Raw genomic sequence first — 12,960 nt, forward strand, 5'->3', positions numbered from 1 at the left:
ATGAGGGTGAAGCCTGCCATGCGCGGGCGGTCCAGATGCGTCTGGAGCCGGCATTGCCAACCTTCTCTCATCGCATTGTCCACGAACCTGGTCAGGTCGTGTTGCAGGCTTGAAATTTGGAGGGAGAAAATAATGTCTGAAGGGATCCATCTTAAATCGGGCATCGCCCGTCGCTGCAGCGCTGCGCTGCTGGCCAGCGTGGCGCTGGGCGTCGTCGCCGTGCCGCAGGCCGCTTTTGCCGCTGAAAATGCCGCAGAAAATGCTGATGCCGATCAGGCAAGCGAAAGCGCCGCACCAACAAGTTCGGAAATCCCGGCCAGTTCGGAAATCATCGTCACCGCCAACCGTCGCGAAGAACGCGCGCAGGACGTGCCGATCTCGATCACCGCGATCAGTGCCGACAGCATCCGCGAACGCGGCCTGACCCAGCTTCAGGATCTGCAGGCATCGGTGCCGTCACTGGTGGTCGGCCCCAATGGTCAGGCTTCGCGCGAGGTGATGTCGCCTTCGATCCGTGGGCAAAGCGCGTCGTTCCAGGGTTCGCCCGCCGTCGTGGTTTACATGAACGAAGTGCCGCTGGTTTCAGCCGTTTCGCTTTCGGGGCAGGGCGGTCCGGGCACGTTCGTCGATCTGCAGAACGTGCAGGTGCTGGCCGGTGCGCAAGGCACGCTGTTTGGCCGCAATACCACCGGCGGCGCCATTCTGCTCACCCCGACCAAGCCGACCGACGCGCTTGAAGGCTATGTTCAGGCAGGTTTCGGCAACTACAATCTGGTAGAGGTCGAAGCCGTCCTCAACGTGCCGATTTCTGACAAGGTACGCCTGCGTCTGGTCGGCGCATCGCGCGATCGTGATGGCTTCACCTACGATACCAACTGGAACAAGGATCGCGATGACCAGCACTGGCGCATGGTGCGCGCAGGCCTGTGGATCGAACCGTTCGAAGGCGTCACCAACTATACGCTGGCCTATTATGGCAAGTCGCACAGCAACGGCACTGGCTCTATCGCCCGCAATTTCAACACGCGGTACTTTACCGGCATCGCCACGCGGCCCATCCCGGTTGCGCCCGGCGTAACCTTCCCGCTTGGCGCCATCGCGCCTACGTTCAACTTCTGCGGGGCGGGCACCGGCCCTGCCAATTGCAGCTATTACACCAACCTGCTGAACCAGCAGAACGCACGCGGCAATCGTCAGACGGCGCACGGCCTGGACAGCTTTTCCAAGCTGGAATCGTGGAGCATCAGCAACACCACCGATGTCGAACTTTCCGGCACGCTGAAGCTGCGCAACATCTTCAGCTATTCCGAACTGAAATCGTTCTACGCCAACGATCAGGACGCCACGCTTGCGCCGATCTACGATACCGGCAACACCCTGCTCAGCCGCACCGCCCCGCGTGACTGGTACAAGCAGGTGACCGAGGAACTGCAGCTTCAGGGCACTGCGCTGGACGACAAGCTGACCTACACCGTCGGCGGCTTCTACTTCAAGCAAAGCCCGCGCGGCACGATGAGGAACTTTTCCACCAACGTCTGCGGATTGCAGACCATCACGGGCTGCCCCATCGGCCAGAGCGAAATCGCCGTTACCAGCGAATCCAAGGCGCTCTATGCCCAAGGCTCGCTTGATTTCGGCGCATTCTCGCCCGCGCTGGATCGGCTCCGGTTGACGGCAGGCTATCGCTACACCTGGGATACCGTGGGCGGCACCACCGCATCATGGAACTACACGCAATTGCCCAATGGCACGCAGTTCGTCAGCGCCTGTTCGTGGAAGTCCAATCCCAATCCGCAGCAGTCGATTGCCGATCCACGCACCACCTGCCAGTTCGGCGCACAGCTCAAAAGTTCGTCACCAAACTGGACCATCGGACTGGATTACCGTCCGAACGACAACATCATGGTCTATGGCAAGGTCACGCGCGGTTACAAGGCAGGCGGGTTCAACAGCTTTGCCGTGTTCGAAAGCACGCGCACTTTCGGGCCGGAAACGGTCACCGATTATGAAGCCGGCTTCAAGACCGATTTCAACGCAGGCGGAATGCGCGGTCGCTTCAACGTCAATGGCTTCTGGCTGGATTACAAGAACATCCAGCGCGCGGCAGGCGATTTCAACAATGCCACCGGCGGCAATGGCGCGGTCACGCTGAACAATGCTTCGGCCACCATCAAGGGCGTCGAAGTCGAAGCGATGATCCAGCCGACGGACAGCATCGAGCTGGGTGGAAACTACAGCCACCTCAACGCCAAGTACAAATCGTTCGTGTTCAATTCCAGCTCGGGCGTGTGGGATTGCACAGCGCAGTCGATCAACTCGCCAAAGGCCTTTGCCGGGGCCGACATGACCTGTCGTCCGCTGCAGTATCTCTCGCCCAACATCGTCTCGGTCTATGGCCGCTACACGCTGCCGGTGTCCGAAGATATCGGCAAGGTCAGCCTGTTCCTCAGCTATAACTGGACCGACAAGCAGCCCACTGCGCCGTTCTCGACCGAATTTTTCCCGGATGGCACGGTCAACGAACCCGGCGTTCTGCTGCCCAGCTATGGCCTGCTCAACGCCACGATCGATTGGAAGGGCGTGCTGGGATCACCGGTCGATCTCAGCCTGTTTGCAACCAACATCACCAAGAAGAACTACATCATCTCGAACACCGGTATCTTCCAGACCATCGGTGCGCAGAGCGTGATCTACGGCGAACCGCGCATGTTCGGTCTGCGCCTGCGTTACAGCTTCGGCAACTGACCGGAACCGAAGTGATCTGACAGCGATTGAGGCCGGGCGTAAAAACCCGGCCTCTTTTGATTTCATGGGGAGAATACCGCGTGGGCAAGAGGCTTGAAGGGCGTGCGGCAGTCGTCACCGGCGGCGCTGACGGGATTGGACAGGGCATCGCACGGCGCTTTGCGGCAGAAGGTGCCAGTGTCATCGTTGCCGATTACGATGCGGAACGCGGCCCGGTTGTTGCCGATGAACTGGTGGCGCTGGGGGCAAAGGCCGCCTTCATCCGCTGCGATGTCACGTCACGCGAAGATGTGTTCGGCGCCGTCGATCTGTGCGTAGAACGGTTCGGCTCGGTCGATATCCTCGTCAACAACGCTTACCGTGGCGAAGGCCCGGTGCGGATAGAGCGCAAGACGGACGAGCGTTTCGAAGATGCTCTGAAGATGTGCCTCTATGCCACCAAATGGGCGATGGAACGCGCCCTGCCGCACATGAAGGCGCGCGGGTGGGGGCGCGTGATCAACATGGCCTCGCTCAATGGCGTCAACGCGCACATGGGCAGTGCCGATTACAACGCAGCCAAGGAAGCCGTCCGTGCCTATTCACGCACCGCCGCGCGCGAATGGGCACCTTACGGCATTTGCGTCAACGTGATCTGCCCGGCGGCCATCTCTGCCGCCTATCGCCGCTTTGCCGAAATGGCCCCCGATGTTGCCGCCGCAACCGCCGCCGCCAACCCGATGGGCCGCATGGGCGACCCTGAAAGCGATATTGGCGGCGTGGCGCTGTTCCTCGCCAGCGAAGACGCCCGCTACCTGACCGGCAACACCCTGTTCGCGGATGGGGGCGGGCATATCAACGGCGTGCCGTGGGCACCCGATTTCGGGCCGCAGGAATAGGTTCTAAGAGGTGAACATCTTTTCCAAACACCCCTCGTCCTTGCGAGGAAGCGAAGCTGACGAAGCAATCCAGAGAGGCCCAAACCGCTCTGGATTGCTTCGCGATGCTCGCAATGACGAATTTTAGCCGGCCATCCCGCCAATCAGAACAGCCGCAATTGCCCGCCGTCCACCATTAGCGTCTGCCCGGTGATGTAACCCGCCGCATCGCTGGCAAGGAACACTGCCGCCGCGCCGATATCGGTTTCGCAATCGCCGATGCGGCGCAGCGGAACCTTGGCGATCTGGCCCGCATAGGCATCGGGGAAGTGCTGCCGCCACAACTCCACCCCCGGCGAATTGGCGAATGGGCAGATGATGTTCACGCGAATGCCCTGTGGCCCCCATTCGACCGCAGCGGTCTTTGACAGGGACCGGATCGCTTCCTTTGCCGCGCCATAGGACGCCTGCGTCATCATGCCTTCGATGCCTGCCCCGCTGCCGAAGTTGATCACCGATCCGCCGCTTGCCACCAGATGCGGGTGGGCGGCCTGCATCAGCAGGAACGTGGCCCAGAACCCGGTGCCGAACGCCAGATCCATCGCCTCGGTCGTGGTGTCCATCAGCAGTAGTTGCTGCGAAGCCTGCGCGGCGTTGACCAGCGTATCGAGCCGCCCGAACCGGCGCACCGCTTCGTCCACGATGCCGGGCAGCGCGGCCCGGTCCATCAGGTCAACCGCCATGAACGCCACATCGCCGAACGCGCCAAGCTCCTTGGCTGTCGCTTCTCCCAGATCCGCCTCGCGGTCCACGATCAGGACTTTCGCCCCGGCTTTGACAAAGGCCGTCGCCACACCTTTGGCCACGCCCCGCGCGCCGCCGGTGACAATGGCAACTTTTCCCGCGAGTTGCATGTGAGACTCTCCCATTTATAGAATGCGATATTCTATGGCGGCAAAAAGCGCCTTATGAAAGAGTGAAATGCAGTTTATATGCATATTTGCGTAATTTATATCGCACAATTATCTGCGAACGTGGATCATTGGCTTGGTGTGGCCTCACCCCAGATAATCGCCGCATCGCCGCTGTGCGTCTGCCACATCGCATCGCGCCGGACGATGCGCCAGCCTTCAGTGCGCAAGGCCCACCGGTCCACATATTCGCCATTGCTGTCGAACACCGCGCCGCCGTGATCGCTGGCGCGCTGGTGGCGGGCCTGAACATAGGCGCGGCTGGTTGCGCTCGCGCCGTCCGGGGCGACGTCGATCGATATGCTGCCGATCAGGTGCTGGCTCGGCCCGCAAACATCGAGGAATCGGCGCATGTTGGCTTCCAGCGCTGCCATTCCGGCCTGTTCGCCCATGCCGTAATCGAACGTGATATCCGCTGCGAACACATCGCCCAGTTGATCCCACCGCTTGCCGTCCAGCACGCGGGCAAAGCGGGCAAGCCCTTCGCGCACCGCCCTTTCGGCCAGCAGCATTCTGATCATGTCCGCATGGGGGAAGGCTGAAATGTCATCAATCGCGCCGGTCATGGCAATCCTCCTGCAAGCGTTTAAAAATTCACGACAATTCGGGAAATCCTGAAGTGCACCTAGATGCACCTAGAAGCACCTGACGATGCCCTGCTTGCACCAAGCCTGCAGAAACAGGGCCAAAACCGCCGCTGAAAGAGCGCGCTTCGCCGCCTGCCTTGTCCGCCGGAAGGCGTCGCCAAACCTTAAAGTCCGAATTTCGGCATTTTGCGTAACATTTTCTATCTCAAATTACGGGTTATGCAAACATATTGCCAATGTTGATGGATAATCATATGGATATGGCAATTCAGGAATACGCGAAAGCGTTCCAGCCCAAGAGAGGACATCATGAGGAACCTGTTTGCCGCTACGGCCTTGAGCACTCTTGCCGCTTTTGCGTCACCCGCGCTTGCACAAGATGCTTCGCAAGACGCCGTGCAGGATGGGGGCAACGATTCGGGGATCGGCGAAATCGTCGTCACCGCGCAGAAGCGTTCGGAAAATATCCAGAACGTGCCGATCGCCATTTCCGCGCTCGGCAGCCAATACCTTGAATCGCGCGGCATCACGTCGATCGACAATCTGGGAACGCTGGCGCCGAACGTGAAGTTTGAACGCGCGCCGTCCAGCAAGACGATTTCGCAGATCGCCATTCGCGGGTCGGTGACGATCAATCCGGCGATCACCTGGGAACCGGCGGTCGGCCTTTATCTGAACGGTGTCTATATCGCCAAGGCGCAAGGGTCGATCTTCGACGTTGCCGATCTTGAGCGCGTTGAAATCCTGCGCGGGCCGCAGGGCACGCTCTATGGACGCAACGCGCTGGCGGGCGCGGTCAACCTGATCCCCAAGGCGCCGAGCGGGGAAGCCGGTGGCCGGGCCGAGGTCAGCTATGGCAATTACAACGAACTGCGCCTGAAGGGCGTGGTCGATTTGCCGCGCATGGGCATCTTTTCTGCCAAGGTTTCAGGCCAGTACGTGCGCCGCGATGGTCTGGTGGATATCGTGCCGAACCCGGTTGCGGGCGTGGTGACGGCACGGCCCAACGCGGTGACCGAAACGGATACCGTGCGCAGCGGCAGCGTGATGGTGCAGGTGCGGGCGGAACTGTCCGACGCGATTACCGCCGACTATACATATGATTACAGCAAGCAGGACCAGCGCCCCCCGTTCGCCCAATTGCTGCGGGTAAACCGCAATGGCGATCCGCGCGATATCTTCGATCCCAACTCGCCTAGCTACCCCTTTGCGGGCGCGGTGTTCCCGCTGGACCGCTATACCAACCCGGATCGCGTATCGACCGCTTCGATCAACGAGGCGGTATACGAAAAGTCGCGCAGCTATGGCCATGCGTTGACGCTGGCTGCCGATCTTGGCGATGCAACGCTGAAATCGATCACCGCCTATCGCGATCTGGCATGGTCGGACGGGCTGGACCTTGATGGATCGCCGACGCCGGTGGCGTTTACGCAGCGCATCACCGATTACTGGGCGTTCAGCCAGGAACTGCAGCTGACCGGGCAGGCGCTTTCAGACACGCTGAAATACGTGCTTGGCGGGTTCTATTTCAGGGAACGGGCCGAAACCAGCAATCCGCAGACCTACTTTGGCGGCGGGACCGATCTGGTATCGGACTACGGTTCGCGGACCGAGGCTTTCGCGCTTTATGCGCAGGCCGATTACAACGTGACCGATGCGTTCAAGCTGACGCTGGGTGCGCGTTACACGCACGAGAAGAAGGACATCCGCCGCTTCTTCAAAGTGAACTTCGATGCGCAGAACGGCGTGTTTACGCCAACGGTTATCGCAAACCTGCCTTACGGCACGTTCCCCGATGCCAAATACAACGACTTTTCACCCGCGATCACCGCGAGTTACGAGGTCAATTCAGACGTGAACGTCTATGCCCGCTTCGCACGCGGGTTCAAATCGGGCGGGTTCAACGGTGAAACCAACGTGTTCTTCGATCCCAACGCACCCGCCGGTTGCCCATCGGGCGCGACCGAACTGTGCCAGCCCTATCGCCCGGAAAAGGTCGACAGCTACGAACTGGGCCTGAAGACGAAGATGCTGGGCGGGAAGGTGATTTTCAACGTCGCCGCGTTCCGTGATGAACACAAGGACATGCAGCTTTCGATCTTTACCGCAACGTCTGGTGCGGCATCGATCGTGCGCAATGCCGCCGGTGCGCGCATTCAAGGGCTGGAGTTCGAAACGGTCATCCGTCCGGTGGATGGAGTGACGCTGAACGGTTCGCTGGCGCTGCTCGATTCCAAGTACAAGCGGTTTATCGAATTCGATGCGACGGCCAACAACGGGGCCGGGGCCAACGTGGATGTTTCAAACAACCGCGCGTTCCCCCATGCGCCCAAGGTTACCGCTTCGGGCGGGTTCGACGTGCGCGTGGCACGCGGCGACTGGGGCCGGTTCAACCTGTATGGCGATGTGAGCCATGTATCGAGCTACTATACGTTCCCCTATGCGCTGACCGTGCCGACCGCATCCGATCAGAGCGCGCAGAACACCAAGTCCAAGGGCCGCACCGTGGTAAACCTGCGCGCTGCGGTGGCCGAAGTGCCGCTGGCGGGCGGCACTGCCGAAATCGCGCTGTGGGTGCGCAACCTGACCAAGGAAAGCGATCCTTCGAACTTCATCGACTTCGGTCCGGGCTTTGGCGGGCTGACGCTGGGCTATTTCCCCGATCCGCGCATGTATGGGCTGACGGTGGGAATGCGGTTCTAGGGGCAGGGTGATGATGCCTTTTGCAAACGCAGGGGTTTCATGCCCACCCCCAACCCCTCCCGCCTGCGGGAGGGGAGCGAGACTTATCGAACCGCAGGTGAGATTAGTCGCAGCGGGGTGGGTTTCGGACCTTGCATGTTTGCAATCGGCATCTGTCCAAAAACAAGGCAATTATCTATTTTGCAAACACACACTTTCCGCAGTCGTCATTGCGAGCCTCGCGTAGCGAGGGGAAGCAATCCAGAGCGGTTTGGGCCTACTCTGGATTGCTTCGTCGGCTTCGCCTCCTCGCAATGACGATATGTGTTTGCAAGCTATGCAATCAAAAACGCCGGGAGAGATAATGATGCTGTTCGAAGGGAAAAAAGGCCTGATCACGGGCGCGGCATCGGGCATTGGCCGTGCCACTGCGATCAGGTTCGCCGCCGAAGGGGCGCAACTGACCATTGGCGACCGCAATCTGGCTGGGCTTGAAGAAACCGCTGCTATGATGGCGGTGAAACCCGTGGTGCAGGCCTATGATGCCACGGATTATGCGTCTTGCCGGGCGCTGGTGGACGTGGCGGCGCGCGATGGGCTGGATATCCTGTGCAACATCGCGGGCTTGCTGAAATGGGGGCCTTCGGAGACATTCTCTGTCGAGGATTTCGACCTGCTGATGACGGTCAACGCATCGAGCGTGTTCGTGATCTGTCAGGCAGCGATTCCGCACCTGTTGAAGACCAGGGGCGTGATCGTGAACACGGCATCGACCGCGGCACTGCAGGGCCAGCCCTATAACATCGGCTATTCGGCATCGAAGCACGCGGTGGCGGCGATCACCAAGGGGCTGGCCATCGAATATGCGGCGGCGGGCCTGCGCGTGAACGCGATCTGCCCCGGCCATGTGGTAACCCCGATGACGCAGAACACCGCCCCGCCCGAAGGCGTGGACTGGGCGCTGATGATGCGCAATGCGCCCAAGCTGCTCGACGGATCGTGCGAGCCTGAGGACATTGCCGAGATGTTCGCGTTCCTTGCCAGCGACAAGGCGCGCAAGGCGACCGGCGCTTTGTTCACGGTGGACGGGGGCCAGCTGGCGGGCTGATGCCCGAACCATTCTGCAAAAGGATATTGCGATGACCGAACCGGCGAGCGAAGTGGGCCATCTGGACCATGTGTGGCGCAATTTCTGCGCGCAACTGGCGGAGGCGGGCGAAGTGCTGGCGCGGCCATCCAGCCCGACCCATGCGCTCGATCAGGCGGAAGGGTTGCGCTATCTCAGCCGACTGGCGCGCACGGCACTGAACATGCTGGTGGACAGTGCCGACCCCGATTTTCCGCGCCTGTTCATGCTGTGCGATGACAGGATCAAGATCGGGGCTGACAACCCGGACAATATCTACCAGCAGTGCGTGGTGCGCGGCGATCAGGAATATCGCATCACCGGAAAGCGCAATTCGGTCCCCTATTTCTCCATCGGCAGCAAGGCCAACCGCTATGCTATCGATGGGACGATGGCATCGACAGGGGAGATCGAATTTGCCGACATGGCATTTGGCCCGGACGGCACATTTGAAATTCATGTGAGCAAGGAGCGCAAAGCCGGTAACTGGCTGCCGCTGGCGGAGGATTCAACCCTGCTGATCGTGCGGCAGACCTTTGACGACAAGGCCAGCCAGGTGGCTGCCGACATCAAGGTGGAGCGCGTGGGAGCAGGGCCTGCGGTGCCCGCACTATTGACGCCCGACGTGATCGAGCGGCAATTGCTGGCGGCGGCGGCGTGGACGCGCGGCACTGCCAATACCTTTGCCAACTGGTCCGAATGGTTCATGGCCCATCCCAACCAGTTCTACGATGCGCCGCAGGAGATTTTCTGGAAGGCGGGGGGCGATCCCAACATCTGGTACGGCCACTTCTATTACGATCTGCAACCGGGCGAAGCACTGGTGATCGAAACGCCCATCCCCGAATGCCGCATGTGGAACCTGCAGATCGACAACTGGTGGATGGAATCGCTCGACCATGTTCACCAGAAGGTATGGGTGAACAATTCGATGGCCCGATATGAAGCGGACGGCAGCGTGATGGTGGTCTGCGCCGATGCCGATCCCGGTTTCGGGCATTGGGTGGACCTTGCCGGGCACCGGTCCGGCACCGGGCTGTGGCGCTGGTTCAATGCCGCTGAGCCGGTTGCGCCGAAGATGCGGGTGGTGAAGGTTTAAAAGGTTTGGCACTCATGGTCCGCTCATGCTGAGCCTGTCGAAGCATGTTGCGCAACGTGGCGGGGCACCCTTCGACAGGCTCAGGGTGAGCGGGGTTTGGACGGCGATGTTGATGCGATTTACGCAGACGTCGTAAACCCTCCCCCGGCCCCACCCTTAAGGGAGGGGAGCGAGACTTATTGAGCCAAAGGCGAAATTAGTCGCAGCGGGGTGGGTTTACGAAGCCCGCGTTTGCAAACAACGGCGAATTGGGGTTGGAGGTGCTTGCACCCAACCAGCCCTTGCGCGATGAGGCGCGGGCATGGCGCGCAAGAAACGATACCTGACAGCGACGATGCCCGATGGCTATGTGAAGACCATCGGGCCGACCGCCGATGCCTTTACGCATTACTGGCGGATCGTGGCCGAGCTGGAAAACGGCAAGACCGAAGTGTTCTGGGGGCACGCGCGGTCATTGGCGGAGGCGAGGCGCAAGCGCGCTCCTGCAGATGAAGCGGCCCGCCAGCGTGGGTGGAAGAGCTTTGTCTTCGAGATTGCCGAACTGGAGGAAACACCTGCCTGACAGGGTTAGGGCCTGACCGCCGGGTTATTCGTCCCAGCTGATCAGGTTGCTGATATCGGTGCGCTCTTCCGGCTTGCGACCGGTGGTGGCGAGGCGTTGCACGGTGAGGCGGCCGCCGGTCTGGCTGAACTTGTTGAGCACTTCGATCACGCGGTCGTAATAGGTGCTTTCGATGCGCCAGACCCCGCCTTCACGGCGATAGGTATCGGTGTAGATCGCGGTGCCGAAGGTGTGATCGTCCTTTTCGATATCGATGAACACGTCCTGCAGATACCAGATGCCGGTGGCGGTGTTATCGCCAGTGACATTGATTTCGGGCATGATGCCGATGTGCATCGCCGCTGCGCCCGAATGGAACGAATTGGCGAGAAATTCGAGCATGGCCGCACGGCCTTTGAGCGAAACCTTGTAGGTTCCGCCGTTATAGGTGCAGGCGACGTTTTCGCTGAAGATATCGGCCAGAAGGGCGTGATCGGCGGTGTCGATCCCACGGAAATAGCGGTGCTTGAGCACCTTGATTTCCTCGATATCGGAAAGCTGCTGAAGGGTGAAAGGCATTGCGGATCAGGCTTTCTGTTCTTGGGCGTAGAGTTCCTCGGCGCGCGCCTTGAGCGCGCGGGCGGAATCATCGAAGGCACGCTTTACCCACGGCCCGGCAAAGCGGAAGACGTGGATGCCATTGGCGCCAAGGAAGGCATCGGTGCTGAAATAGCGGCAGGATTCAGCGCCGGTGGCTTCTATCACCTGATCGCGGCGGGCCGGATAGGGCCAGGCATCGCTGTAGACCATCTCCCATGACAGCAGGCGTTCGGGATCATTGGCGCAGATATATTCGCAATTGGGCACGATGCTGCCGGGAACGGCGTAGTTCATCAGCTTCATGTTGACCGCCGCGCCCATTTCCAGCGTGGAGTCCGCCTTTACGCAGAACGGATTCCATTCGTTGTAGCGAGGCATATCGGTAAGCACCTGCCACACCACGCGGGCAGGTGCGGCGATATCGACCGTATCGCTGATGGTGATGGCATCGGGATCAAGCCCCGATACCGGATCATCGGCGAGCGAGGGGTGCGTCTTCATCCAGTCGAGCAGCATGGCAGGCTCCCTTATGCCGCGACCCAGTCGCCGCCGTTGACATCCAGCATCGCGCCGGTCACTTCCGATGCGTAGTCCGAGAGCAGGAAGTAGACCGCCTTGGCGCAATCGGCATCGGGCGGAATGTGGCCCACCGGGATTTCGCTGGCGCGCTGGGTGCGGAAGGCTTCGGCCCCTTCGCCAAGGCTTTCGATGAAGCCTTCGAGCGGGGCGCCCATCATCCAGCCCATCAGTGCGGTGTTGACGCGGATGCCGGTGCCCGCGAACTCCACGGCAAGGTGGCGGGTCATGTGGTTCAGCGCGCCCTTGGCCATGCCATAGCCGCCTTCGCCGGGCATCGGCTTGCGGGTGCAGAGGGTGGAGATGTTGACGATCGAGCCTGCGCCTTGGGCCTTCATCGTGGGGTAGACGGCCATTGCCATGCGCAGCGCGCCTGCCGCCCCCACATCGAACGCCTGCAGCACCTGATCCACATCGTGTTCGATCAGCGGACCCCAATCGGGGTGGTAATAGGCTGAATTTACAAGCCCATCGATCCGGCCCCATTTGTCCACGGCGGCCTGGGCGGCGGCCTTGCACTGGTCCATGTCGGTCACGTCGAGCGGGACGGCGATAGCTTCACCGCCAGCGGCCACGATTTCGTGCGCGACCTCTTCGATCACCGATTTCGAACGGGCGGTGACGACGACTTTCGCGCCTTCGCGCGCGGCGCCGCGACAGGCGGCCTGCCCCATGCCGGGACCAGCGCCTGTGACGATGACGACCTTGTCCTTGAGGATCATCTGCTTACTCTCCCGATATGGCGGGACTTTTGTCCCTTATGCCGTGGTGGCTGAAGATCAGCCTTCGCGTTCCTTGAGCATGTCGAGCGCAACGTCGACGATCATGTCTTCCTGCCCGCCGACCATCTTGCGGCGGCCCAGTTCGACAAGGATCGTGCGGGTATCGAGGCCATAGGTTTCGGCAGCCTTTTCCGCATGACGCAGGAAGCTGGAATAGACCCCGGCATAACCGAGTGCGAGCGTTTCGCGGTCAACCCGCACGGGGCGGTCCTGCAGCGGGCGCACGAGATCTTCGGCGGCATCCATAAGCATCATCACATCGCAGCCGTGGTTCCAACCCTTGCGATCAGCGGCGGCGATGAACACTTCGAGCGGGGCATTGCCCGCGCCCGCGCCCATGCCGGTGAGGCTGGCGTCGATGCGCACCGCGCCGTGCTGTGCCGCGACGATGGAA

General features: G+C 60.9%; 11 protein-coding genes and 1 pseudogene. 6 read left to right on the plus strand and 6 right to left on the minus strand.

Translation table 11 applies throughout. From position 1 onward, the window contains the following. Window positions 1–132 precede the first annotated feature (132 nt). Together ACOVQ0_RS18410 and ACOVQ0_RS18415 are read left to right on the plus strand one after the other, a co-directional pair. Entirely contained in the window at window positions 133–2,745 is a 2,613-nt protein-coding gene (locus ACOVQ0_RS18410; protein ID WP_421887907.1) for a TonB-dependent receptor, read from the plus strand. Between the two features lie 80 nt (window positions 2,746–2,825). Continuing rightward, window positions 2,826–3,623 (plus strand): SDR family NAD(P)-dependent oxidoreductase, encoded by a 798-nt coding sequence (locus ACOVQ0_RS18415; protein WP_421887910.1) that lies wholly within the window; start codon window positions 2,826–2,828, stop codon window positions 3,621–3,623. Between the two features lie 143 nt (window positions 3,624–3,766). Here ACOVQ0_RS18415 and ACOVQ0_RS18420 read toward each other — a convergent pair whose 3' ends face one another. Together ACOVQ0_RS18420 and ACOVQ0_RS18425 are read right to left on the minus strand one after the other, a co-directional pair. Continuing rightward, a complete protein-coding gene (locus tag ACOVQ0_RS18420; protein WP_421887912.1) occupies window positions 3,767–4,516 on the minus strand; it encodes an SDR family NAD(P)-dependent oxidoreductase in 750 nt (249 codons plus the stop codon). A gap of 125 nt (window positions 4,517–4,641) precedes the next feature. Beyond that, entirely contained in the window at window positions 4,642–5,139 is a 498-nt protein-coding gene (locus ACOVQ0_RS18425; protein ID WP_421887915.1) for a nuclear transport factor 2 family protein, read from the minus strand. Window positions 5,140–5,469: 330 nt separating this feature from the next. Here ACOVQ0_RS18425 and ACOVQ0_RS18430 point away from each other — a divergent pair, with 330 nt between their 5' ends. The 4 genes from ACOVQ0_RS18430 to ACOVQ0_RS18445 all read left to right on the plus strand — a co-directional run bounded on the left by ACOVQ0_RS18430 (window position 5,470) and on the right by ACOVQ0_RS18445 (window position 10,629). Beyond that, window positions 5,470–7,863: a TonB-dependent receptor gene (locus tag ACOVQ0_RS18430; protein WP_421887917.1), complete on the plus strand. Its 2,394-nt coding sequence runs from the start codon at window positions 5,470–5,472 to the stop codon at window positions 7,861–7,863. A gap of 343 nt (window positions 7,864–8,206) precedes the next feature. Next, a complete protein-coding gene (locus tag ACOVQ0_RS18435) occupies window positions 8,207–8,950 on the plus strand; it encodes an SDR family NAD(P)-dependent oxidoreductase (protein ID WP_421887920.1) in 744 nt (247 codons plus the stop codon). Between the two features lie 31 nt (window positions 8,951–8,981). Further along, entirely contained in the window at window positions 8,982–10,067 is a 1,086-nt protein-coding gene (locus tag ACOVQ0_RS18440) for a DUF1214 domain-containing protein (protein WP_421887924.1), read from the plus strand. 301 nt (window positions 10,068–10,368) lie between these two features. Further along, window positions 10,369–10,629, plus strand: a complete 261-nt coding sequence (locus tag ACOVQ0_RS18445) for a hypothetical protein (RefSeq protein WP_421887927.1) — start codon at window positions 10,369–10,371, stop codon at window positions 10,627–10,629. A 24-nt stretch (window positions 10,630–10,653) separates the two neighbouring features. On the opposite strand, the gene ACOVQ0_RS18450 is transcribed toward ACOVQ0_RS18445, so the two are convergent. The 4 genes and pseudogenes from ACOVQ0_RS18450 to ACOVQ0_RS18465 all read right to left on the minus strand — a co-directional run. Further along, complete coding sequence (locus ACOVQ0_RS18450) at window positions 10,654–11,187, minus strand: nuclear transport factor 2 family protein (protein WP_421887929.1); 534 nt, start codon at window positions 11,185–11,187, stop codon at window positions 10,654–10,656. 6 nt (window positions 11,188–11,193) lie between these two features. Further along, window positions 11,194–11,724: an SRPBCC domain-containing protein gene (locus ACOVQ0_RS18455; protein WP_421887932.1), complete on the minus strand. Its 531-nt coding sequence runs from the start codon at window positions 11,722–11,724 to the stop codon at window positions 11,194–11,196. An 11-nt stretch (window positions 11,725–11,735) separates the two neighbouring features. Continuing rightward, window positions 11,736–12,506 carry an SDR family oxidoreductase gene (locus ACOVQ0_RS18460; protein ID WP_421887934.1) on the minus strand — a complete coding sequence of 257 codons (771 nt, stop codon included), beginning with the start codon at window positions 12,504–12,506 and terminating at the stop codon, window positions 11,736–11,738. 57 nt (window positions 12,507–12,563) lie between these two features. Beyond that, window positions 12,564–12,960 (minus strand): annotated as a pseudogene (locus ACOVQ0_RS18465) (4-hydroxy-2-oxovalerate aldolase); the annotation flags it as partial.

The sequence above is a fragment of the Novosphingobium sp. genome (assembly GCF_049240505.1).
Classification (GTDB): Bacteria; Pseudomonadota; Alphaproteobacteria; order Sphingomonadales; family Sphingomonadaceae; genus Novosphingobium.

What these genes read in the sequence shown, in the direction of transcription:
- ACOVQ0_RS18410 (WP_421887907.1), top strand. Translation starts at nt 133, where the DNA reads ATGTCTGAAGGGATCCATCTTAAATCGGGCATCGCCCGTCGCTGCAGC.
- ACOVQ0_RS18420 (WP_421887912.1), bottom strand. Translation starts at nt 4,516, where the DNA reads ATGCAACTCGCGGGAAAAGTTGCCATTGTCACCGGCGGCGCGCGGGGC.
- ACOVQ0_RS18425 (WP_421887915.1), bottom strand. Translation starts at nt 5,139, where the DNA reads ATGACCGGCGCGATTGATGACATTTCAGCCTTCCCCCATGCGGACATG.
- ACOVQ0_RS18430 (WP_421887917.1), top strand. Translation starts at nt 5,470, where the DNA reads ATGAGGAACCTGTTTGCCGCTACGGCCTTGAGCACTCTTGCCGCTTTT.
- ACOVQ0_RS18435 (WP_421887920.1), top strand. Translation starts at nt 8,207, where the DNA reads ATGATGCTGTTCGAAGGGAAAAAAGGCCTGATCACGGGCGCGGCATCG.
- ACOVQ0_RS18440 (WP_421887924.1), top strand. Translation starts at nt 8,982, where the DNA reads ATGACCGAACCGGCGAGCGAAGTGGGCCATCTGGACCATGTGTGGCGC.
- ACOVQ0_RS18445 (WP_421887927.1), top strand. Translation starts at nt 10,369, where the DNA reads ATGGCGCGCAAGAAACGATACCTGACAGCGACGATGCCCGATGGCTAT.
- ACOVQ0_RS18450 (WP_421887929.1), bottom strand. Translation starts at nt 11,187, where the DNA reads ATGCCTTTCACCCTTCAGCAGCTTTCCGATATCGAGGAAATCAAGGTG.
- ACOVQ0_RS18455 (WP_421887932.1), bottom strand. Translation starts at nt 11,724, where the DNA reads ATGCTGCTCGACTGGATGAAGACGCACCCCTCGCTCGCCGATGATCCG.
- ACOVQ0_RS18460 (WP_421887934.1), bottom strand. Translation starts at nt 12,506, where the DNA reads ATGATCCTCAAGGACAAGGTCGTCATCGTCACAGGCGCTGGTCCCGGC.